17 protein-coding genes and 1 pseudogene are annotated in these 22,121 nt (G+C 70.8%); 8 read left to right on the forward strand and 10 right to left on the reverse strand.

Annotated elements, in window-relative coordinates; translation table 11 throughout:
* Nucleotides 1-75: 75 nt before the first annotated feature.
* Entirely contained in the window at nt 76-2,031 is a 1,956-nt protein-coding gene (gene abc-f / locus FD678_RS03355; RefSeq protein ID WP_140719245.1) for a ribosomal protection-like ABC-F family protein, read from the reverse strand.
* A gap of 270 nt (nt 2,032-2,301) precedes the next feature.
* Between abc-f and FD678_RS03360 the strand changes: the two genes are divergently transcribed.
* Complete coding sequence (locus FD678_RS03360; RefSeq protein ID WP_140719247.1) at nt 2,302-4,701, forward strand: TonB-dependent receptor plug domain-containing protein; 2,400 nt, start codon at nt 2,302-2,304, stop codon at nt 4,699-4,701.
* Between the two features lie 60 nt (nt 4,702-4,761).
* Here FD678_RS03360 and FD678_RS03365 read toward each other — a convergent pair whose 3' ends face one another.
* Nucleotides 4,762-5,667 carry a LysR substrate-binding domain-containing protein gene (locus FD678_RS03365; RefSeq protein WP_140719249.1) on the reverse strand — a complete coding sequence of 302 codons (906 nt, stop codon included), beginning with the start codon at nt 5,665-5,667 and terminating at the stop codon, nt 4,762-4,764.
* A gap of 100 nt (nt 5,668-5,767) precedes the next feature.
* Between FD678_RS03365 and FD678_RS03370 the strand changes: the two genes are divergently transcribed.
* The 5 genes from FD678_RS03370 (at nt 5,768) to ybaL (ending at nt 12,935) form a co-directional block, all read left to right on the forward strand.
* Nucleotides 5,768-6,826 (forward strand): NAD(P)H-dependent flavin oxidoreductase, encoded by a 1,059-nt coding sequence (locus FD678_RS03370; protein WP_140719251.1) that lies wholly within the window; start codon nt 5,768-5,770, stop codon nt 6,824-6,826.
* Between the two features lie 32 nt (nt 6,827-6,858).
* Nucleotides 6,859-7,248, forward strand: coding sequence for a tautomerase family protein (locus FD678_RS03375; RefSeq protein ID WP_140719253.1), 390 nt, complete (start codon nt 6,859-6,861; stop codon nt 7,246-7,248).
* Between the two features lie 18 nt (nt 7,249-7,266).
* Nucleotides 7,267-8,178 (forward strand): alpha/beta fold hydrolase, encoded by a 912-nt coding sequence (locus FD678_RS03380; RefSeq protein WP_256661837.1) that lies wholly within the window; start codon nt 7,267-7,269, stop codon nt 8,176-8,178.
* A 201-nt stretch (nt 8,179-8,379) separates the two neighbouring features.
* Nucleotides 8,380-10,752: a TonB-dependent receptor plug domain-containing protein gene (locus FD678_RS03385; RefSeq protein WP_140719257.1), complete on the forward strand. Its 2,373-nt coding sequence runs from the start codon at nt 8,380-8,382 to the stop codon at nt 10,750-10,752.
* A gap of 509 nt (nt 10,753-11,261) precedes the next feature.
* A complete protein-coding gene (gene ybaL / locus FD678_RS03390) occupies nt 11,262-12,935 on the forward strand; it encodes a YbaL family putative K(+) efflux transporter (RefSeq protein WP_140719259.1) in 1,674 nt (557 codons plus the stop codon).
* Nucleotides 12,936-13,026: 91 nt separating this feature from the next.
* On the opposite strand, the gene FD678_RS03395 is transcribed toward ybaL, so the two are convergent.
* Both FD678_RS03395 and FD678_RS03400 read right to left on the reverse strand, forming a co-directional pair.
* Entirely contained in the window at nt 13,027-13,905 is an 879-nt protein-coding gene (locus FD678_RS03395; protein ID WP_140719261.1) for an AraC family transcriptional regulator, read from the reverse strand.
* A 77-nt stretch (nt 13,906-13,982) separates the two neighbouring features.
* Nucleotides 13,983-15,185, reverse strand: coding sequence for an MFS transporter (locus FD678_RS03400; RefSeq protein ID WP_140719263.1), 1,203 nt, complete (start codon nt 15,183-15,185; stop codon nt 13,983-13,985).
* 76 nt (nt 15,186-15,261) lie between these two features.
* Here FD678_RS03400 and FD678_RS03405 point away from each other — a divergent pair, with 76 nt between their 5' ends.
* The gene (locus FD678_RS03405) at nt 15,262-16,062 is read left to right on the forward strand and encodes an AraC family transcriptional regulator (protein ID WP_140719265.1); all 801 of its coding nucleotides are present in this window, start codon (nt 15,262-15,264) and stop codon (nt 16,060-16,062) included.
* A gap of 165 nt (nt 16,063-16,227) precedes the next feature.
* On the opposite strand, the gene FD678_RS03410 is transcribed toward FD678_RS03405, so the two are convergent.
* The 6 genes and pseudogenes from FD678_RS03410 to cobD form a co-directional block, all read right to left on the reverse strand.
* Nucleotides 16,228-16,953 carry an adenosylcobinamide-GDP ribazoletransferase gene (locus FD678_RS03410; RefSeq protein WP_140719953.1) on the reverse strand — a complete coding sequence of 242 codons (726 nt, stop codon included), beginning with the start codon at nt 16,951-16,953 and terminating at the stop codon, nt 16,228-16,230.
* A complete protein-coding gene (locus tag FD678_RS03415; protein WP_218569469.1) occupies nt 16,950-17,510 on the reverse strand; it encodes a histidine phosphatase family protein in 561 nt (186 codons plus the stop codon). The genes FD678_RS03410 and FD678_RS03415 overlap by 4 nt, the downstream gene beginning before the upstream one ends.
* 5 nt (nt 17,511-17,515) lie before the next feature.
* Entirely contained in the window at nt 17,516-18,598 is a 1,083-nt protein-coding gene (gene cobT / locus FD678_RS03420; RefSeq protein ID WP_140719269.1) for a nicotinate-nucleotide--dimethylbenzimidazole phosphoribosyltransferase, read from the reverse strand.
* On the reverse strand, nt 18,595-19,116 hold the full coding sequence (cobU, locus tag FD678_RS03425) for a bifunctional adenosylcobinamide kinase/adenosylcobinamide-phosphate guanylyltransferase (protein WP_140719271.1): 522 nt from the start codon (nt 19,114-19,116) through the stop codon (nt 18,595-18,597). The genes cobT and cobU overlap by 4 nt, the downstream gene beginning before the upstream one ends.
* Nucleotides 19,104-20,570: a cobyric acid synthase gene (locus FD678_RS20530; protein ID WP_256661864.1), complete on the reverse strand. Its 1,467-nt coding sequence runs from the start codon at nt 20,568-20,570 to the stop codon at nt 19,104-19,106. Before FD678_RS20530 ends, cobU begins: the two co-directional genes overlap by 13 nt.
* Nucleotides 20,571-20,735: 165 nt before the next feature.
* A pseudogene (gene cobD / locus FD678_RS20535) lies at nt 20,736-21,692 on the reverse strand (threonine-phosphate decarboxylase CobD); the annotation flags it as partial.
* A 122-nt stretch (nt 21,693-21,814) separates the two neighbouring features.
* Here cobD and FD678_RS03435 point away from each other — a divergent pair.
* On the forward strand, nt 21,815-22,120 hold the full coding sequence (locus FD678_RS03435; protein ID WP_140719275.1) for a PsiF family protein: 306 nt from the start codon (nt 21,815-21,817) through the stop codon (nt 22,118-22,120).
* The last annotated feature ends 1 nt before the right edge of the window (nt 22,121 follow it).

The raw sequence follows: 22,121 nt of genomic DNA on the forward strand, positions 1-22,121 counted from the left end.
CCGATCCGGCAGGGGGAATGCCGGCCAGTATCCGAGCGCCAGGCTTACGAGCCACTTACGGCGTCCCGCGCCGGATCAGGACGCGCCTTCCATCAGCTCCAGCCACGCCGCTTCCGCCTCGGCCAGGCGTTGCGCGGCCGCCTCGCGCTCGCGTCCCAGCGCGACCAGCTTCGCGCCGTCGGCGCGATGGGCCGGCTCGCCGAGCTGGCGGTCCAGTTCGGCCAGCAACGCTTCCAGCTCTCCCACCTTCTTCTCGGCGGCGGCGAGCTTGTGCGGATTGGCCGGCTTCTTCGCCGGCGGCTGCGGCGGCTGCGGTTGCGGCTTGGCGACCGGCGCGGCCTCGGCCATCCGCTGCTTGGCGCCCTGCGCGCCCGGGCGGGCGCGCAACCATGCCGCGTAGGCGTCGAGGTCGCCGGCGAACGGTTCGACCACGCCGTCGGCCACGCGCCAATAGGTATCGCAGACCAGGCCGATCAGGTGGCGGTCGTGGCTGACCATCACGATCGCGCCGTCGAAGTCCGAAAGCGCCTCGGCGAGCGCCTCGCGCATCTCCAGGTCGAGGTGGTTGGTCGGTTCATCGAGCAGCAGCACGTTCGGCTGCTGCCAGGCGATCAGCGCCAGCGCCAGGCGCGCGCGCTCGCCGCCGGAGAAGCCGTCGACCGGCTCGAAGGCGCGGTCGCCGGGGAAGTTCCACTTGCCGAGGAAATCGCGGAACGACTGCGTGGGCGCGTCCGGGGATATCTCGCGGAAGTGGTCGATCGGCGATTGCCCCTCGTGCAGCGATTCGACCGTGTGCTGGGCGAAGTAGCCGATGCGCAGGTCCGGGTGCGCGCTGCGCTCGCCGGCCAGCGGCGCCAGCTCGCCCACCAGGGTCCGCACCAGCGTGGTCTTGCCGGCGCCGTTGGGGCCGAGCAGGCCGATGCGGTCGCCGGCCTCCAGGCCGAAGCCTACGTCGTCGAGGACGACGACGGGATTGGGGATCGGGGATTGGGGATCCGCAAGAGCAACAGCCGAGGAATCCCGCTTTTCCGAATCCCCGATCCCGAATCCCGAATCCTGGCCGGGATAGCCGGCCCGCACGTGGTTCAGCCGGATCAGCGAATGCGGCAGCTTGTTCGGCGGCGCGAACTCGATGCGGAACTCGCGCTCGGCGCGCACCGCCTCGGTGCCGGCCAGCTTCTCCAGGCGCTTCATCCGGCTCTGCGCCTGCTTGGCCTTGGACGCCTTGGCCTTGAAGCGGTCGATGAAGCTCTGCAGGTGCGCGCGCTCGGCCTGTTCCTTCTCGTGCGCGATCTGCTGCTGGCGCAGCTGCTCGGCGCGCTGGCGCTCGAAATCGGTGTAGCCGCCCACGTACAGCTTGGCGCTGCCGCCGTGCAGGTGCAGGGTATGGGTGGCGACGTTGTCGAGGAACTCGCGGTCGTGCGAGATCAGCAGCAGCGTGCCCGGGTACTTGAGCAGCCACTGCTCCAGCCAGTACACCGCGTCGAGGTCGAGGTGGTTGGTGGGCTCGTCGAGCAGCAGCAGGTCCGACGGCATCATCAGCGCGCGCGCCAGGTTCAGGCGCACGCGCCAGCCGCCGGAGAAGGAGGACACCGGCCGGTGGTGGGTCTCGGCCGGGAAGCCCAGGCCGTGCAGCAGGCGCCCGGCGCGGGCCTCGGCGTCGTAGCCGTTGAGCTCGGCCAGCTTCTGGTGGGCGGCGGCCACCGCCTCCCAGTCCTCGCGGGCATTGGCCTCGGCTTCCTCGCGCAGCACCGCGGCGATCACGTCGTCGCCGCCGAGCACGAACTCGATCGCCGGGTCCGGCAGCATCGGCGTCTCCTGCGCGACGCTGGCGATGCGCACCTTGCCCGGCAGCTCCACGTCGCCCTTGTCCGATTCCAGCTCGCCGCGGATCGCCGCGAACAGGCTGGACTTGCCGGTGCCGTTGCGGCCGACCACGCCGACCCGGTAGCCGGCATGCATCGTCAGGTCGACGTTGGACAACAGCAGCCGCTCGCCGCGGCGCATGGCGAAGTTGCGCAGGGAAATCATGTGGGGACGATCCGATATAACCGAAAGGAATGAGCAGATGAGCAGCACTCCTGCGACGCCATTCTAGCGTTAACGAATACTTGACACCGCCGGGGCGCATCGTCGCCCTGGCGATGGCACCGGCGCCGCCCGCGGGCGCGCTTTCAGCCGAAACCTGTTTTGACACAAAGATTAGCAATGCGTTAATCCCAGACGCGCCTCGTAGTCGCCCCGGCGCCGTCGGCCGGCCGGCCACTGCGACGTGTCTGTCCCCACCGGAGCCGTACCCTGATGAACCGCAAGACCAGCACGCTCGCCGCCGCCGTCGCCGTTGCGCTCGGCCTCCCCTTCGCCGCGCCTGTCCTGGCGCAGTCCTCGACCCCGGCCACGCCCAACACCCTCGACACGGTCATCGTGACCGGCACCCATGTCAGCGACCGCACGGTCGCCGAGTCGCAGTCGCCGATCGACATCATCTCGCCCGAGCAGCTCAACGCCACCGGCACCTCCGAGCTGGCCACCGCGCTGTCGCGCGCCCTGCCCTCGCTGAACTTCCCGCGCCCGGCGCTGACCGACGGCACCAGCGGCGTGCGTCCCGCGCAGCTGCGCGGCCTGTCGCCCGACCAGGTGCTGGTGCTGGTCAACGGCAAGCGCCGCCACACCTCGGCGCAGTTGAACATCAACGGCACCATCGGCCGCGGCTCCACCGCGGTGGACCTCAACGCCATCCCGATCGCGGCGATCGAGCGCGTGGAAGTGCTGCGCGACGGCGCTTCGGCGCAGTACGGCTCCGACGCCATCGCCGGCGTGATCAACATCGTGCTCAAGGGCTCCGGCCAGGGCGGCAGCCTGGTGGCCGACTACGGCCGGTACTCGGCCGGCGACGGCGCCAAGTACCAGCTCTCCGGCGATACCGGCGTGACCTTCGCCGATGGCCGCGGCACGCTGCACCTGGCCGGCCAGGTCACCCAGCAGGACGCCACCAACCGCGCCGGCCCGTTCCAGGGCCCGGCCTCGCTGGCCGACACCGGCAACTACCCGGGCGTCGGCGAGAAGACCTTCGTGGTCGGCGACCCGGAGGTCGATGCCAAGGCGGTCTCGGCCAACGGCAGCTTCCAGTTCAGCGATGCGGTGTCGGCCTACGCGACCGCCATCGCCAGCAACCGCGACATCACCTCCTCCGCGTTCTACCGCTCGGCCAACCACAGCGGCCAGAGCGCGCTGCTGGCGCAGTTCTACCCGGACGGGTACGTGCCGCAGATCAACCAGTACTCGAAGGACCGCTCGCTGGTGGCCGGCCTGAAGGGCGCCACCCAGGGCGGCTTCACCTGGGACGTGAGCTACAACTACGGCTACAACAAGATCGACTACGGCACCCGCAACACCATCAACTACGCGCTCGGCGCCAGCAGCCCGACCCGCTTCTACGACGGCGCGCTGGAGTACACCCAGAACATCTTCAACGCCGACTTCACCCAGCCGCTGGAATGGGGCCTGGCGTATCCGGTGACGCTGTCGTTCGGCGCCGAGTACCGCGAGGAGAAGTGGAACCAGTCGCCGGGCGAGCCCAATTCCTACACCGGCAGCGGCGCGCAGGGCTTCCCGGGCTTCACCCCGGCCAACGCCGTGCACGCCGACCGCCACAACTACGCCGTCTACGCCGGGCTGGAAGCGGACCTCACCGACAAGTTCTCCGCCGGCCTGACCGGCCGCTACGAGGACTACTCGGACTTCGGCGACAAGACCTCGGGCAAGCTCTCGGCGCGCTATGCGTTCACCGACAAGGTCGCGCTGCGCGCCACCGCCTCCACCGGCTTCCGCGCGCCGTCGCTGGCGCAGCAGAGCTACCAGGCGATCTCCAGCATCACCACCAACGGCGTGTTCTACGACCGCGGCACGTTCCCGACCACCAGCGCCGCGGCGCAGGCGCTGGGCGCCACCCCGCTCAAGCCGGAGACGTCCACCTCCTACAGCCTGGGCCTGGTGCTGCAGCCGGTGGACCAGCTGTACGTGACCGTGGACGCGTACCAGATCGAGATCGACGACCGCATCATCTACTCGTCGAGCGTGGCCACGACCGCCGCCGCCCAGAACCTGCTGAGCGGCCTCGGCATCACCCCGGTCACGGCGTTCTCGTACTTCACCAACGCGCTGGACACCCGCACCCGCGGCGTGGACGTGGTGGGCACCTACACCATCCCGTTCGCGGCCAGCTCGCTCGACCTGACCGCCAGCTACAGCTACAACAAGACCGAGGTGACCCGCGTCGCCGATTCGCCGGCGGTGCTGGGCACGCTCGGCATCACCCAGGCGCTGGTGGCGCGCGACGAGGTCGGCCGCATCGAGGACAGCTTCCCGAAGGACAAGATCATCCTCGGCGGCACCTGGAAGTCCGACCGCTGGGACGTGAGCCTGACCGCCACCCGCTACGGCAGCTACACGGTGCGCAACTCGGCCACCGCCGCGCGCGACCAGACCTACGCGGCCAAGTGGCTGGCGGACGCCTCGGTCAGCTACAAGCCGAGCAGCCAGTGGACGCTGACGCTGGGCGCGGACAACCTGTTCGACACCTACCCGGACAAGGTGGTCAACCCGCTGAACTCCACCTACGGGATGATGCCGTACAGCAACTACTCGCCGTTCGGCTTCAACGGCGCCTACGTGTACGGGCGAATCGCCTACCGCTGGTGATCCAATGGCGACCCGGCGTTCCGGGCCCGGCCGATCGCCGGGTCCCGGGCCGCCGCGGCGCTATGCGCTCGTCGCGGCATGCCGCGCCCCGGCGAAGTCGGAAGACGCCACCACCAGGTCCCGGAACGCCTCGAACGCAGGCGTCTTGAAGCCCGGGCGGGACACCAGCCAGGTGTCGGCGCGTACCAGCGGAACGACGGTGAAGCGGGCCGCATCCGGGAACAGGTCGAGCACGCGCCTGGGCAGCACGGAAAAACAGGCGCCTGCGGCCGTGCACGCGACCATGGCGTGATAGGACCTCACTTCGTGGACTTGCAGCGCCACGGGCCGGGAAGCGGAGCCGGCGATCCAGTCCTCGGCCAGCATGCGATAGGTGCAACCCGGCGCGAACGCCGCCAGGGCCCTCGGCCCGATCTGTTCCGGGCGCGCCGCTCGCGGATGGCCCGGCGGCAACAGCAGGACCAGTTCCTCCCGGAACACCGGCGTCCTGTCCAGCGCATCCGATGCCTCCCACCATGCCTCGGAAGGCGCCGCGACGAAGGCGCAATCGATCCGCCGCGCGAGCAGCGCGTCGACGAGCTGGCGCGTCGGCCCCGTCGTGAGGTCGAGCGCCACCTCCGGCCAGCGCGCGTTGAACTGCGCCAGCGGCGAGGCCAGCCGCGTGGCGACGGCGGATTCCATCGAGCCCACGCGAAGCACGCCCCTCGGCCCGGCCGGGTTGACGACCTGCACGGCCTCGTCGGCGAGGTTCAGGATTTTCTCCGCGTAGTCCAGGAAGGCCACGCCTTCCGGGGTCAGTTCCATGCGCTTCCGGTCGCGCTGGAAAAGCGGTACGCCGACCTCCGCCTCCAATTGCTGGATGCGGGTGGTGACGTTCGAGGGAACGCGCCCGAGCAGTTCGGCCGCCCGCGTGATGCTCTGCTGCAGGGCCACGGCGCGGAACACGCCCAACGATGCGAGGTCCAAACCAATTCTCCATTGCAGAATTTTCCTGCAAGTGTATTCTCAATACAGGAACAAGTATCGATCGCTGTTCTCCGCCCCTCCGCCATCCATCCCCACGCCCATGGACCTGCTCGACCGGCTCGGCATCAACCTCCCCCTCATCCAGGCGCCGATGGCCGGCGTGTCGACGCCTGCGCTCGCCGCCGCGGTCTCCAATGCCGGCGCACTGGGATCGATCGCGATCGGGGCGAGCACCGTGGCCCAGGCGCGCCAGGCGATCGAGGACACGCGCGCGCTGACCGACCGGCCGTTCCAGGTCAACGTCTTCTGCCACGCGCCGGCGCGGCGCGATGCGCAGGTCGAGGCCGCATGGCTGAAGCACCTCGCCCCGCTGTTCGCCGAGTTCCAGGCCGGACCGCCGGCCGAGCTGCAGGAAATCTACGAGAGCTTCCTCTCGGGCGAAGCGGTCTTCCGCATGCTGCTCGAAGCGCGCCCCGCCGTGGTCAGCTTCCACTTCGGCCTGCCCCCGCGGGCGTGGATCGACGCCTTCCGCGAGGCCGGCATCGCCACCCTGGCGACCGCGACCCACCTGGACGAGGCGCTGGCGATCGAGGCGGCAGGCGTCGAGGGGATCGTCGCGCAAGGCATCGAGGCGGGCGGGCATCGCGGCCTGTTCGATCCGCACCGGGCCGACGAAAGGCTGCCCATGGCCGTCCTCGTGAGGCTGCTGCGCTCGAAGACCAGGCTGCCCGTGATCGCCGCCGGCGGAATCATGGACGGCCGCGGCATCCGCGCCGCGCTCGACCTGGGTGCCGCCGCCGCGCAGCTGGGCACCGCCTTCGTGCTGTGCCCGGAGTCGGCGGCCAATGCCGGCTACCGGGAAAACCTCAGGAGCGCGCGCGCCGGGACCACGCGCCTGACCGCCGTCCTGTCGGGCCGCCCGGCACGGGGCATCGCCAACCGCCTCATCGAATACGGCGAAGCGGCGGGGAGCCCGCCACCGCCGGCCTATCCGGTCGCCTACGACCTGGCCAAGCGGCTCAACGCCATCGCCGCGGCGCAGGGCGACCACGCGTTCGCCGCCCATTGGGCAGGACAGGGAGCGCCCTTGGCGCGCGAACTGCCCGCCGCCCGGCTGGTCCAGCAGCTCGCCCGGGAGCTGTGGCCGGCCGGTTCCTGAGCGCGCCCCCGATCCCCACCGAGGAAACCGCCATGCCCCTGCTCGACATCCACGTGGTCAAGGGACGCACGCCCCAGCAGACCTCGGTCCTGCTGCAGGCCATCCACGAGGCCATGGTCGCCGCGTTCGAGGTCCCGGTCCGGGATCGTTACCAGATCCTCCACGAGCACGAGGCGGGCCATCTGGTGATGGAAGACACCGGTCTTGGTTTCGACCGGACGGATCGCCGCGTCCTCATCCACATGACGACGCGTCCGAGATCGCGCGGCATGAAGGAGCGCTTCTACGCGCTCCTGGTGGAAAACCTTGGCGAGCGTTGCGGGATCGCCGCCGGGGACGTCATGGTCTCCTGCATCGAGAACACCGATGCCGACTGGAGCTTCGGCCTGGGCAAGGCCCAGTTCCTGACGGGTGAACTCTAGATGCTGAAGGAAATGACCATGGCCATTGCACTGGCGAGTGGTGGCCCTGCCGTTCCTTATACGAGTGCCACCACCGAGTACCGTACGACCGACGTGGACGGGGTACGGTTGTTCTACCGCGAAGCCGGGCCGAAGACCGCACCGGCGATCGTGCTGCTGCACGGTTATCCGTCCTCTTCGCGCATGTGGAGCAGCCTGATTCCATTGCTCGCCGACCGCTACCACGTCGTCGCCCCCGATTACCCGGGCTTCGGCCGGAGCGAAGCGCCTCCCCCGGAGCGTTATCGGTACACCTTCGATCACCTGGCCGAAACCACCTCGCACCTGCTCGAAAAGCTGGGGATCGGGCGCTACACGCTGTTCATGCAGGACTACGGCGGACCGGTCGGGTTCCGCATCGCCCTGGCGGCACCCGAGCGCGTGCAGGCCTTGATCGTCCAGAACGCCAACGCCTACGAGGAAGGGCTGGGCGCCAAGTGGGCGAACATCGCCAAGTACTGGGCCGCCCCGGAAGCGCATCCCGAACAAGTCGATGCCTTCGTCGGTTTCGAAGGCACGAGGCTGCGCCACCTGGGCAACAGCCCGCACCCCGAGCGCTACGACCCCGATACCTGGTCCGACGAATTCGCATTCCTTTCGCGGCCCGGGCAACGCACGATCCAAGCGGCGCTGCTCTACGACTACCGCACCAACGTCGCCTCCTATCCGCGCTGGCAGGCCTGGCTGCGCGAACGCCAGCCTCCGCTGCTGGTGATGTGGGGGCGCTACGATCCCTCGTTCGTCACGCCGGGCGCCGAGGGCTACAAGCGCGACGTCCCGGGAGCGGAGTTGCACGTCCTCGATGCCGGCCATTTCGCCCTCGACGAAAAGACCGAAGAAGTCGCGCGGCTGACCCGGGACTTCATGGCACGGCTGCAACCCGATCCTTGATCCAGGCGCGGCGTCCGGCAACGTCCTGCCATGCCGTCGCATTGCCGCGCGCATGACGGTTGCAATCGCAACTTAACAAAAATTTGACGAAACTTGCCGGTTCGGGTTACTGGTTGCCACAGCACCGCAGCTGTCGACACGAAACGTGCGACCCGGGGGGGAATGCCGCGGCGCTTCCTCAACCATTCCCGGAGTTCCTGCATGAAGCGCAAGTCGAAGTGCTGCCCTCTCGCCCTCGCCGTCTCCGCCGCCGCCCTCGCGTTCTCCGCCTCCGCCCAGGCCCAGTCCGAGGGCGGCGGTGCCCGCACCCTGGACACCATCATCGTCACCGGCACCCGCGTGGCCGACCGCACGGTCGCCGAATCGAGCTCGCCGATCGACATCATCTCGCCGCAGACGCTCGAGGCCACCGGCACCACCGAGCTGGCCACCGCGCTGTCGCGCGCGGTGCCCTCGCTGAACTTCCCGCGTCCGGCGATCACCGACGGCACCGATGCGGTGCGCCCCGCGCAGCTGCGCGGCCTGGCGCCCGACCAAGTGCTGGTGCTGGTCAACGGCAGGCGCTACCACACCACCGCGCTGATCAACCTCAACGGCAGCCAGGGCCGCGGCTCCTCGCCGGCCGACATCAACACCATCCCGATCGCCGCGGTCGAGCGCATCGAGGTGCTGCGCGACGGCGCGTCCGCGCAGTACGGCTCCGATGCGATCGCCGGCGTCATCAACGTGGTGCTCAAGGGCAGCGGCGAAGGCGGCAGCATCGCCGGCCGCTACGGCAAGTACAGCGCCGGCGACGGCGAGCAGTACCAGTTGTCCGGCGATGCCGGCCTCAGCTTCGCCGGCACCGGCAAGGTCCACTTCGCCGCGCAGGCCGGGCACCAGGACCAGACCGATCGCGCCAAGCCCTACAACGGCGTGGTCGAACAGCGCTACGGCGATCCCGAGATCGACCAGGGCGCGTTCTCCTACAACGGCGAGTACAGCCCGACCGACTACCTGACCTTCTACTCGTTCGGCATGGTCAGCCGCCGCGAGGCGCTGTCCAACGGCTACTTCCGCTGGGCCACCGACCCGCGCAACCGCCCGCAGATCTACCCGGACGGCTTCCTGCCGCAGATCTACAACGTCAGCAAGGACGTGAGCTGGGTCGGCGGGCTGAAGACCAGCACCGCCGGCGGGCTCGCCATCGACCTCAGCTACAACTACGGCCAGAACCACCTCACCTTCGACGTCCGCCACAGCCTCAACAACAGCCTCGGCCTGGACAGCCCGACCGAGTTCTACGCCGGCGCGCTGGAAGTCACCCAGAACGTGCTCAACGCCGATTTCAGCAAGTCGCTGGACTGGGGCCTGGCCTACCCGGTGACGCTGGCGTTCGGCGCGGAGTGGCGCGGCGAGAAGTTCAACGAATCGCCGGGCGAGGTGGCGTCCTACGCCAACGGCGGCATTCCCTCCAGCGCCGGCACGCTGCTGCCGGGCGCGCAGGTGTTCGCCGGTTTCAAGCCGACCGACGCCGGCCACTACGACCGCAACAGCTATTCGCTGTACGCGGACCTGGAGGGCGATCTCACCGAGAAGCTCTCGGCCGGCCTGGCCGGGCGCTACGAGAACTACAGCGACTTCGGCGACACCGCCACCGGCAAGCTGTCGCTGCGCTACGCCTTCACCGGCAAGATCGCGCTGCGCGCCACCGCGTCCACGGGCTTCCGCGCGCCGTCGCTGCAGCAGCAGTACTTCCAATCGATCGCCACCAACTTCATCGGCGGCGTGCCGTACGACATCGGCACGTTCCGCACCGACAACCCGGCCGCGGTCGCGCTCGGCGCCGAGCCGCTCAAGGCCGAGGAATCCCGGAACTACGGGCTCGGCCTGGTGCTGCAGCCGGTGGACGGGCTGTACGTGACCATCGACGCCTACCGCATCGACATCGACGACCGCATCGTGCTGTCGGAGAACCTGACTTCCACCGCGGTGCGCAACTACCTGCAGGCCAACGGCTATGCCGGCATCGGCGGCGGCCGCTACTTCACCAATGCGGTGGACACCAAGACCACCGGCGTGGACGCGGTCGGCAGCTACCACTGGCAGCTGGACGGCAGCGCGCTCGACCTGACGCTCGGCTACAACTACAACAAGACCGAGGTGACCCGCGTCGCCGACAACCCGGCGCGGCTGGCGGCGATCGACCCGACCGCGGTCCGCATCGGCCAGGCCGAGCTGGTCCGCATCACCGAAGGCGCGCCCCGCAACAAGGCGTTCCTGAGCGGCGTGTGGAACCTGGACGGCTGGTCGTTCACCGCGACCGCCACGCGCTGGGGCGAGTTCACCGTCTACAACTCGCCGACCAGCGCGCCGGTGCAGCAGACCTATTCGGCGAAGTGGACGCTGGACCTGGCCGCGACCTACACGCTCGACAGGTGGAGCTTCACGCTCGGTGGCGACAACGTGACCAACGAGTACCCCGATCGCATGCGGGTCGGCGAAGGCACGCGCACCTACCTGCCGTACAGCGGCTCCTCGCCGTTCGGCTTCAACGGCGCGTTCGCGTACGCCAACGTCAACTACAAGTGGTGACCGCCGCGCCGGCCGCCCCGGGCCCCGACTCGGCGTCGGGGCTCCTGCTCCGATTCGTCCTCATCGGCAGCGATGTTGCGGCAGCGACTTCAGCCCCGACGGGCGGTCCCGGCCCAGCGCCGGGACCGAAGTCCTTCCCGCCACGGCGGAGGACACGGCGGGCCAGCCGCGGCGGAAATCGCGTGGAAGCGGACAGCGCCGTTTCCCCGCGCGGTTTGCCCTGGGACGCATAGATCGGCGACACTCGGGACTCCTGCCCCCGTGTTCCGGGGCGTGTCGTCCGTCCAGACGGGGCCGCCGTTCTGGTGCCGCCCGGATCGGGTAAACGCAAGGCCGTGGCTGCTCCCATGGCTGGACGATGATGCTCCTGCCATGAGGGCTCCCCCCCTGGTCTTCGCCATGCCGACGCCTTGCGCCGCGCATGGGCCCGGGCGTCGGTCCCCGGCGCGCGCCGGGCCGCGGACGGCCGCCTGGACACCTCACTCCCTGGAATGGAAGACACGCGCTAGATGCATCACGACACCAGCCTCATCGACATCATCGCCGTCGGCCTCGCGGTCGCCTTCGTATTGGGCGCGCTGGCCAACAAACTGCGGTTGTCGCCGCTGGTGGGTTACCTGATCGCCGGCATGGTGGTGGGACCGTTCACGCCCGGCTTCGTCGCCGACCAGGACCTGGCCAACCAGCTCTCGGAGCTGGGCGTGATGCTGCTGATGTTCGGCGTCGGCCTGCACTTCTCGCTGGAAGACCTGCTGGAAGTGAAGTGGATCGCGATCCCCGGCGCGGTCGCGCAGATCGCGGTCGCCACCGCGCTCGGCTGGATCCTCGCCTGGAGCATGGGCTGGCCGGCGCTGCACGGGCTGGTGTTCGGCCTGGCGCTGTCGGTGGCCAGCACCGTGGTGCTGCTGCGCGCGCTCGAGGAACGCCGCCTGCTGGAAACCCAGCGCGGCAGGATCGCGATCGGCTGGCTGATCGTCGAGGACCTGGCGATGGTGCTGACGCTGGTGCTGCTGCCGGCCCTGGCCAGCGCACTGGACAGCGGCAAGGACGGCGGCGCCGGCGCGATCCTGGCGGCGATGGGCTGGACCTTGCTGAAGATGGCCGCGTTCGTCGCGGTGATGCTGATCGTCGGCCGCCGCGCGATCCCCTGGATCCTGGAGAAGATCGCCGCGACCGGTTCGCGCGAGCTGTTCACGCTGTCGGTGCTGGCGATCGCGCTGGGCGTGGCGTTCGGCTCGGCCACGCTGTTCGGCGTGTCGTTCGCGCTCGGCGCGTTCTTCGCCGGCATGCTGCTCAACGAATCCGAACTGAGCCACAAGGCCGCCAACGACTCGCTGCCGCTGCGCGACGCGTTCGCGGTGCTGTTCTTCGTCTCGGTCGGCATGCTGTTCAACCCGCACATCCTGATCGAGCACCCGTGGCAGGTGCTGGCGACGTTCCTGACCATCACCGTCGGCAAGTCGGTGGCCGCGTTCTTCATCGTGCGCGCGTTCGGGCACCCGGCCGGTACCGCGCTGACGATCTCGGTGAGCCTGGCGCAGATCGGCGAGTTCTCCTTCATCCTCGCCGGCCTGGGCGTGGGCCTGGCGATCCTGCCCGAGACCGGCCGCGACCTGATCCTGGCCGGCGCGCTGCTGTCGATCATCGCCAACCCGTTCCTGTTCAACTGGCTGGACCGCTGGCAGGCCAGGCATGCGCAGCAGGCGCCCGTGGTGGCCGAACCGGACATCCCGCCCGGCCCGTCGCTGGACCTGCACGACCACGCGATCGTGATCGGCTACGGCCGCGTCGGCAGCGCGCTGGCGCACCTGCTGCGCGACCGCGGCGTGCCGGTGCTGGTGATCGACGACAACCGCGACCATGTCGAGCGCGCGCACAACGAAGGCATTCCCGGCATCCGCGGCAGCGCGGCGGCCGACCTGGTGCTGGCCGAGGCGCACCCGGAACGCGCCAAGATCGCGATCCTCGCCATCCCGCAGCCGCTGGAGGCCGGCGAAGCCCTGGCCAAGCTGCGCGCGATGAACCCCGCGCTGACGCTGCTGGCGCGCGCGCACAGCGATGCCGAGGTGAAGCACCTGCTGGAACACGGCGCCGACGGCGCGGTGCTGGCCGAGCGCGAGCTGGCCTACTCGCTGGCGGAGATGGTGATGTCCACGCCGCCGTACCGGGCCTTGCGGGGCTAGGACGTACCCCCATGCGGCCCAGGCCCAGGAGGCCTGGACGCGATGCCCGGCGGAAGTGGATCCGGCTCGGTATTGCCGCTGCGCGATGCCATCAGCGCAGCGGCACGCAGACATCCGCCCGCAGGATCGCCGCCGGCACCTCCTCCGGATCGTCCAGGAACAGGTAGTGGACCGGCGCGTCGCGCAGCGCGTGGCCGCTGCCGGGCAGCCACTCGGCGAGCAGCCGGTCCAGCGCGTCCTCCAGCCGGTCGTAGGGGCCGACGTGGCGCAGCAGCGCGTAACGGCCGCCGCCGAGCGTGCGCGTCGCGAACGGAGACGGCGGGGCCACCGGCGCATCGAAGCCCATCGCGCAATCGAACTCCAGCGCGCGTGCCGGCACATCGCGATGGTCCCCGTGCGGAATGCCGGCCAGGCATTGCAGGCGATCGGCGATGCCCTCCCGCACCGCCCAGCCGAACAGGCGCGCGAAACCGCGATCCAGGTCGTCGAAGGCACCGCGCTTGCGCAGCGTCACCACCTCGAACGGCGCCAGGACGTCCACCCTCACCTGCAACGGCGTCGCATCGGGCCTGTCCGGCACCGGCGGGTCGGCCAGCACGCGCTGCTTGGCCTGCAGCAGCCCCGGCGTCGAACGCAGTTCGCTCGGCGACGCGCCGACCGCCGCGCGCAAGGCGCGGGCCAGCGCCTGGGGCGTGCCGTAACCCACGTCCAGGGCGATCCGCGCGACCGGCGCGTCGCCTTCCGCCAGCAGTCGCAGGGCGCGCAGCATCCGCAGCCGCGCCACGGTGTTGCCGACGGTCTCGCCGGTCAGGGCGCGGTAGATGCGATGGAAGTGGAACGGCGACAGGTGCGCGACCGCCGCCAGCGCGTCCAGGTCCGGCAACGGTGCGTTGGCTTGCACGAGGCGCTGCAGGTGCGCGACCGCCCGTTCGATCGCGCGCCGATAGGCATGGCCGGTACGGCTGCGCATGTCCCCTCTCCTCCGTGGCAGGGACGCAGTGTGTCACCGCGCAGGCCGGTGCGCGTTCCCGATCTTGCTTGATCCCTTCAGCCGCGGGTGCGCCGTCCGGGCAGCAAGGCCGCGGCGATGCCGAGCAGCGGCAGGTAGGCCATCGCCTTGTAGACCGCGACGATGCCGAACCGGTCGGCGAACAGGCCCAGCACCGCCGCGCCCAGCCCGCCCATGCCGAAAGCGAAGCCGAAGAACAGGCCGGAGACCATGCCGATCCGGCCCGGCATCAGCTCCTGCGCATAGACCAGGATCGCCGAGAACGCCGAGGACAGCACGAAGCCGATCAACACCGCCAGCAACGTGGTGGCATGCAGGCCGACGTAGGGCAGCGCCAGCGCGAACGGCGCCACGCCCAGGATCGATACCCAGATCACCGGCTTGCGCCCGATCCGGTCGCCGACCGGGCCGCCGATCAGCGTGCCCAGCGCCGAGGCCAGCAGGAACGCGAACAGGTGCAGCTGCGCCTCCTGCACCGAGATGCCGAAACGCTGGATCAGGTAGAAGGTGTAGTAGCTGCTGATGCCGGCGATGTAGAAGTACTTGGAAAAGATCAGCACCAGCAGGATCGCGACGATCCAGGCCACCCCTCGCGAGGGCGCCGCCTCGGCGGTGGCGGCCGGCCGCGGCGTGGCCGCGCGCAGGCTCAGGTGCAGCGCATACCAGCGGCCGACGTAGGACAGCAGCGCGATGCCCAGCAGCGCCGCGGCGCCGAACCAGGCCACGCTGTGGCGCCCGTTGGGCACGATCACCGCCGCCGCGATCAGCGGGCCGAGCGCGGTGCCGGCGTTGCCGCCGACCTGGAACACCGACTGCGCCAGCCCGTGGCGGCCGCCGGAAGCCAGCCGCGCGATCCGCGACGACTCCGGATGGAACACCGCCGAGCCGATGCCGACCATCGCCGCCGCCAGCAGCACGGCGGCGAAGCTGGGCGCGTACGCCAGCAGCAACAGGCCGAACAGGGTCGAGGTCATGCCGACCGGCAGCGAATACGGCGCCGGCCGCCGGTCGGTGCGCAGGCCGATCAGTGGCTGGAACAGCGATGCGGTGAGCTGGTAGGTCAGCGTGATCAGGCCGACCTGCGCGAAGCTGAGCTGGAACTGGCCCTTGAGCACCGGATACAGCGCCAGGATCAGCGACTGCATCATGTCGTTGATCAGGTGGGACGAGGTGATCGCGGCCAGCACGCCCACCGCGACCGGGCGGCGTGTGGCGGCAAGGGAAGCGCTCGAGACGGACATGGGGGTGCGATCCTGGCGAACCTGATGGAAGGTGCGGCGCATGGTAGGGTGATCGCCCTCGACCTTCTCGCGAGATATGGTCATCCATCGTCGCAAAAAGGACATTCCACCCGCCCGCCGGACCCGTCCCGAGGACGCCGACGGCGCCCCTGCCGACGTGGTCTGCCGGGCGACCGACTACCCGGCCGACGCGTTCATCGCCGCGCACCATCACCAGCGCCACCAGTTGATCTATGCGATGCAAGGGCTGATGGTGGTGATGGCCGGCAACGGCCGCTGGGTGGTGCCGAGCACGCGCGCATTGTGGATACCCGGCGGCACCGTGCACGCGGTGCGCTGCATCGGCATGGTGCGCATGCGCAGCCTGTACATACGCACCGGCGCGATCGCGGGGATGCCGGCGCAACCCTCGGTGGTCGAGGTCGGGCCGTTGCTCGCCGAGCTGATCCGGCACGCCGCGGCGATCCCCTGGGACCATCCGGCGCAGTCGCGCGACGGTCGCCTGATGCGCCTGATCCTCGACGAACTGCACGCCTTGCCGGAACTGCCGCTGCACCTGCCCGAGCCCGACGACGCCCGCCTGCGCCGCATCTGCGACGCGTTGCAGGCCGATCCGGCCGACGCCTCGACGCTGGACGACTGGGCGGCGCGGCTGCACCTGGACGGCAAGACCGTGCAGCGCCTGTTCCAGCGCGAACTCGGCATGACCTTCGGCCAGTGGCGGCAGCAGGTACGGCTGCTGCGGGGACTGGAGCGGCTCGCCGCGGGCGAGAAGATCATCGACGTGGCGATCGCGCTCGGCTACGACAGCCCCAGCGCGTTCAGCGCGATGTTCCGGCGCCAGTTCGGATTGCCGCCGAGCCGGTTCTTCGGTTGAGCGGCACTCCCGTCGTTGATGTTCCTGTCCATTCCATGCCGGCGCCCCTATGGGAGCGGCTTCAGTCGCGACAGGCTTTCCCGGTAAGTCCCGCCGCGACTGAAGCCGCTCCCACAGGGGCACGTCCATGATCGGAAACGCTGCCGGCCTTCCCGATCGAGAACCCTACAACGCCAACGCGACCAGCACTGCGACCTCGACCAGTTCGACCAGCGCGCCGCAGGTATCGCCGGTCATGCCGCCCAGGCGCTTGCGGCAGGCGCGCCACCACAAGGCGAACACCACGCCGGCCGCCAGCACGGCCAGCGCGCCCTGCACGCGCGCGGCCAGCAACGCCGCAAGCAACGTCGCCAGCACTGCGACCGCGCACGACAGCCGCGCCGCACCCGCCAGCCCCGCGCCCATGCCGCCGGCGCGCACGTAGGGCAACGCCAGGAATGCCGCGACCAGCGCCGCGCGCGCGAGCAGCGGCGCCAGCCACAACCCGCACCACGCCGACGCGGCGAGGCTGGCGAGCGCGGCGGTCTTCAGCAGCAGCACCAGCACCAGCGCGACGACGCCGGCCGGGCCGCTGCGCGGGTCCTTCATGATCGCCAGCGTGCGCTCGCGGTCGCCCAGGCCGCCGACCCAGGCGTCGGCGCTGTCGGCCAGGCCGTCCAGGTGCAGGCCGCCGGTCAACCACGCCCACGCCGCGACCAGCATCGCCGCCATCAGCAACGGCGAGGCATCGCGCAAGCACCACGCCAGCGCCGCCAGCAAGGCGCCGAGCAGCATCCCCACCAGCGGATACCACGGCAGCGAACGCGCCTGCACGCCCGGCGCCTGCCAGACCCGCGCCGGGACCGGGATGCGGGTCAGCAGGCCGAGCGCGGCGAGCAGGCCGTCGATCATGCCGGCGGCCACGCGACCGGATGCAGCGAGGCGTGCGGCACGTGCAGTTCGACCATGCCGCCGAACGCGCGGCCTTCTACGAGGCTGCGGATCAGCTTGATCGCCCCGCCATGGGTCACCACCAGCACGCGCCGGCCCGGATGCTCGGCGACGATGGCGTCGAGCGCGTCGGACAGGCGCTGGCGGAATGCGGCGAAGGGCTCGGCGTTCGGCGGCGGATGGTTCGCCGGATCGGCCCAGTAGCGTCCCAGCGCCTCGCCGTGGTCGCGGTCGATGTCGGCGATCGGCACGCCCTGCCAGTCGCCGAAGTGGTACTCCTGCAGGCGCGCGTCCAGCCGCAGCGGCAGCCCGCGCGCGGCGGCCAACTCTTCGGCGAAGCGCGCGCAGCGCTGCAGGGTCGAGGACACCACCGCGTCCCACTCCCCGTTCGCCGTGGCTTCGCGCAGCTGGCGCCAGCCGAGTTCGCTGAGCGGATCGTCGAGCTGGCCGCGATAGCTGCGCTGGCCGGTGTCGCCGTGGCGGAGCAGCTCGATCGAAGCCGGGAGCGGAAGTTTCACCGCCTTCATGCCTTCGCCTGCCCGGCCCCGGGCTGCCGGGACCCGGCTTCCGACACGCCCGCCTCGTCGAACGTCGCCATCCCGTCATGCAGGGCGCAGGCCAGGCGCAACAGCGGTACCGCGACCGCCGCACCGCTGGCCTCGCCCAGGCGCATGCCGAGGTCCAGCAGCGGCCGGGCCTGCAGCGCTTCGAGCACCGCGGCGTGGCCGCGTTCGGGCGAGCGGTGCGCGAACAGCAGCCAGTCGCGCACGCCGTGGTTGATCCGCACCGCGGCCAGCGCCGCGGTGCTGGCGATGAAGCCGTCCACCAGCGCCGGCAGGCCGGCCTGCGCCGCGGCGAGATAGGCGCCGCTCATCGCCGCGATCTCGAAGCCGCCCAGGCAGCGCAACTTTTCCAGCGGCGTATCGGCGCCGGCATGGCGGGCGAGCGCGCGCGCCACCGCCGCGACCTTGTGCGCGATGCCGATGGCGTCCAGGCCGGTGCCCGCGCCGGTCATGGCCTCCGGCTCCCGCGCCAGCAACGCGCAGGCGAGCGCGGCGGCCGAAGCGGTGTTGGCGATACCCATTTCGCCGGCGACGAACAGCCCGGCCTGCTCGGCACGCGCCTGCGCCACGCTCTCGGCGCCGGCCGCGAGCGCGGCGGCGAGTTGCGCCTCGGTCATCGCCGGGGCCTCGCAGGCATTGGCGGTGGACGGCGCAATGATCGCGCGGCGCACGCCGGGCACCTCGCCCGGGTCGTTGACCGTGCCCAGGTCGACCACTTCCAGCGTCGCCCCCAGCGTGCGCGCCAGCACCGCGATCGCCGCGCCGCCGGTGGCGAAGTTGCGCACCATCTCGCCGGTCACCACCTGCGGGAAGGCCGACACGCCTTCGGCGGCGATGCCGTGGTCGCCGGCGTAGACCGCGATCCACACCTTGTCCAGGCGCGGCCGTTCGCGCCCTTGCCAGGCGGCCAGGTCCAGCGCCAGCCGCTCCAGCATGCCCAGCGAGCCGGGCGGCTTGGTCAGCTGGCGCTGGCGCGCGGCGGCGGCCTCGCGGGCTTGCGCGTCCGGCACCGCGCACGGGGCATGGATCCAGTCCAGGTTCACAGCGGGTCTCCTTTCAACACCATGGGAAGGCCGGCAACGACGAACACCACGCGCTCGCAGCGCGCGGCCAGCGCCTGGTGCAGGCGACCGGCCTCGTCGACGAAACGGCGCGCCAGTTCGCCCAGCGGCACGATGCCCTGGCCGACCTCGTTGCTCACCAGCACGATCCGGCCGGGCAGACGCGGCAGCGTGTCGAGCAAGGCCTGGCGCTCGCGCGCGAGGCGCCCGCGGTCTTCGCCCGCGAGCAGGTTGCTCAGCCACAGCGTCAGGCAATCCACCAGCAGGCAGCGGCCGCCGGCGGCATGCGCACGCAAGACGTCGGCCAATGCCAGGGGTTCCTCGATGCAGCGCCAGTGCGCGGGGCGCTGTGCGCGATGGTGCGCGATGCGCGCGGCCATTTCGTCGTCGAGCGCCTGCGCGGTGGCGACGTAGACCACGTCCTCGCCACTGCCGGCGGCGATGCGTTCGGCCAGCGCACTCTTGCCGGAACGCGCGCCGCCCAGGATCAGTTCGCGCATGCCAGGTCCTCCGTGCCGGTGAGGCGCGCCAGCGCGCGCGTGTCCAGGTGCCGTTCGACCGCGTCGGCCAGCCGGTCCAGCGTGGCCTCGCGCAACGCGGCGATGTCCAGCGGTTGCGCCTCGCGCAGCCCGGCCCATTCCAGCAACGCGGCCAAGGCCTGCGGCGCGTCGAACAGGCCGTGCAGGTAGCAACCGATCACATGCCCCTCGTCGGAGACCGCGCCGTCGGCGCCGCCTTCCGCGAAGTGCAGCAACGGCCGCCGCAATGCCGGGCCGTCGCTGGCCCCGCAGTGGATCTCGTAGCCGTGCACGGGCGCCGCGGCTCCGCCCAGGTGCAGCGTGCCGGCCCTGCGCCGCAGCTGTTTCTCCGGTTCCAATGTGGTCTCCAGGTCCATCCAGCCGAGCCCCTCGCTGCTGCCCGCCTCGCCCTCGATGCCGTGCGGGTCGTGCACGCGCCGGCCCAGCATCTGGAAACCGCCGCAGATGCCGGCCAGCTTGCCGCCATGGCGCAGGTGCCGGGCGATGGCCGCCTCCCAGCCCTGCGCGCGCAACCAAGCCAGGTCGGCGCGGGTCGACTTGCTGCCGGGCAGGACGATCAGGTCGCAGGCAGGCACGGATTCGCCCGGCCCGACGAAATGCAGCGCCACCTGGGGGTGCGCGGCGAGCGCGTCGAGATCGGTGTGGTTGCTGATCCGCGGCAGCGCCGGCACGGCGACCCGCAGCTGCGCGCTCGGCTTGTCGGGCCGGACATGCGGCAGCGCATCTTCCGCTTCCAGCTGCAGGCCGTGCAGGTACGGCAGCACGCCGAGCACCGGCTTGCCGGTCTCGCGCTGCAGCCAGTCCAGGCCGGGCTGCAGCAAGGCGAGATCGCCACGGAAGCGGTTGATGACGAAGCCGGCCACGCGTGCGCGCTCGCTCGGCGACAGCAGCGCCAGCGTGCCGACCAGGTGCGCGAACACGCCGCCGCGGTCGATGTCGGCCACCAGGAGCACCGGGCAGTCCACCGCCTCGGCGAACCCCATGTTGGCGATGTCGCCCTCGCGCAGGTTGATCTCGGCCGGGCTGCCGGCGCCTTCCACCATCACCACCCGGAAGCGCTCGCGCAGGCGCGCATGCGAGGCCAGCACCGCCTCGCGCGCGGTGCGCTTGTAGGCGTGGTAGGCGACCGCATCGAGGTTGCCGATGGCGCGGCCGTGCACGATCACCTGCGCGCCGGTATCGCTGTTGGGCTTGAGCAGCACCGGATTGAAGTCGGTATGCGGCTCCAGCCCGCAGGCCTGCGCCTGCACCGCCTGCGCGCGCCCGATCTCGCCGCCGTCCGCGGTCACCGCCGAGTTCAGCGCCATGTTCTGCGGCTTGAACGGCGCCACCGCCACGCCACGCCGCTGCAGCCAACGGCACAGCGCCGCCACCAGCGTGCTCTTGCCGGCGTCGGAGGTGCAGCCTTGGACCATCAAAGTCGCGGCATTCCTTCCTTCTCCCCCCTGGACAAGGCACCCCGAAGGGGCGGATGAGGGTACGAGCGAAGTCTCGTGCAATTGAGCCACACGAGGGCTTCGCTCCGTACTCTCCCCCCTCTCCCGCAGGGCGGGGGGCATTACTTCGCTCAGCGCCGCATCCAGCCGCGTCAGTTCTTCAGCATCCGCCGGCAAGCCGAAGCGCAGGCTCGTCGGCGCGTCGAACAACCGCACCAGGATGCCGCGCCGGGCCAACGCTTCGTGCACCCCGGCCGCGTCCGCGTGCCGGCACCATTGGAAGAAAGCCGTGCCGGCGCTGGGCTCCAGGCCATGCCGGCGCAGCACCGCCGTCAGGGCCGCACTGGCCTCGTGCAGGCGCGGGATCGCCTGCCGCTGCCAGGTGCGGTCGGCCAATGCCTGGCGCAATGCCCAGCGCGTGGGACCGGCCAGCGTCCAGGGCCCGAGCCGCTCGCGCAACGCCTCCAGCAACGCCGGCGCGGCGCACGCGAAACCGGCGCGCGCGCCCGCCATGCCGAAGAACTTGCCCACCGAACGCAGCACCACCAGTCCCTCGCGATCGGCATGGGGGCACAGGCTGGCCTCCGGCGTCGCATCCATGAACGCCTCGTCCACCACCAGCCAGCCCCCTCGCACCGCCAGCCGCGCGTGCAGGTCGAGCAATGCGGGAACGTCGAACCGGTCGCCGCCGGGATTGTTGGGATGGATCAGCACGATCGCGTCGAACGCGTCCGCGCGCCGGAGCAGGTCTTCCGCCGGAAGCACGTGCACCGCGTGCCCGGCGCGCCGCCATGCATGCGCGTGCTCGGCATACCCAGGCGCGATCACGCCGGCCCGGCACGGCGCGCGCAGCAGCGGCAAGGCCTGGATCGCGGCCTGCGACCCGGCCACCGGCAACAGCGCCGGGGCGCCGTAGTACGCCCGCGCCGCCTCGACCAGGCCGTCCTCGTCCTCCGGCAGGCGATGCCAGGCGGCCGCCGGCAATGGCGGTACCGGCCAACGGAACGGACTGACCCCGGTCGAGAGGTCCAGCCAGCGCTCGGCCGGAATGCCGTAGCGTTGCGCCGCACGCAGCAACCGCCCCCCGTGCTCCAGCATCATCCCGCCCCCGCGCCGGCACGGCCGACAGCCGGCTGAGCGGCACCCGCGATTGTGGCGGCGCCGACATATTCGCCGTCACCACGCGGGCGCAGCATGTGGCCACTTTCCCCGGAGCCATCCTCATGCCTGCCCATCGCTTCGTTCCCCTCCTGGTCCTTGCACTGGCCGCCACCCCGTTGCTCGCCACCGCCGCCCCCAAGACCGCCCAGCAGGAGCTGATGGCGAAGTGCTCGGCGCAGAACAAGGGCAAGACCGGCGAGGACTACAAGGCCGCGCAGAAAGCCTGCCTGGGCGGCGGCAAGAGCGTGAGCAACGCCAAGGTCTCGCCGCAGCAGCGCATGAAGGACTGCAATGCCGAGGCCACCACCAAGCAATTGACCGGCGATGCCCGCAAGACCTTCGTCAGCGGTTGCCTGAAGACCCACTGAC

It is taken from the genome of Pseudomonas sp. Hp2, from assembly GCF_006386585.1.
GTDB classification, from domain to species: domain Bacteria; phylum Pseudomonadota; class Gammaproteobacteria; order Xanthomonadales; family Xanthomonadaceae; genus Pseudomonas_S; species Pseudomonas_S boreopolis.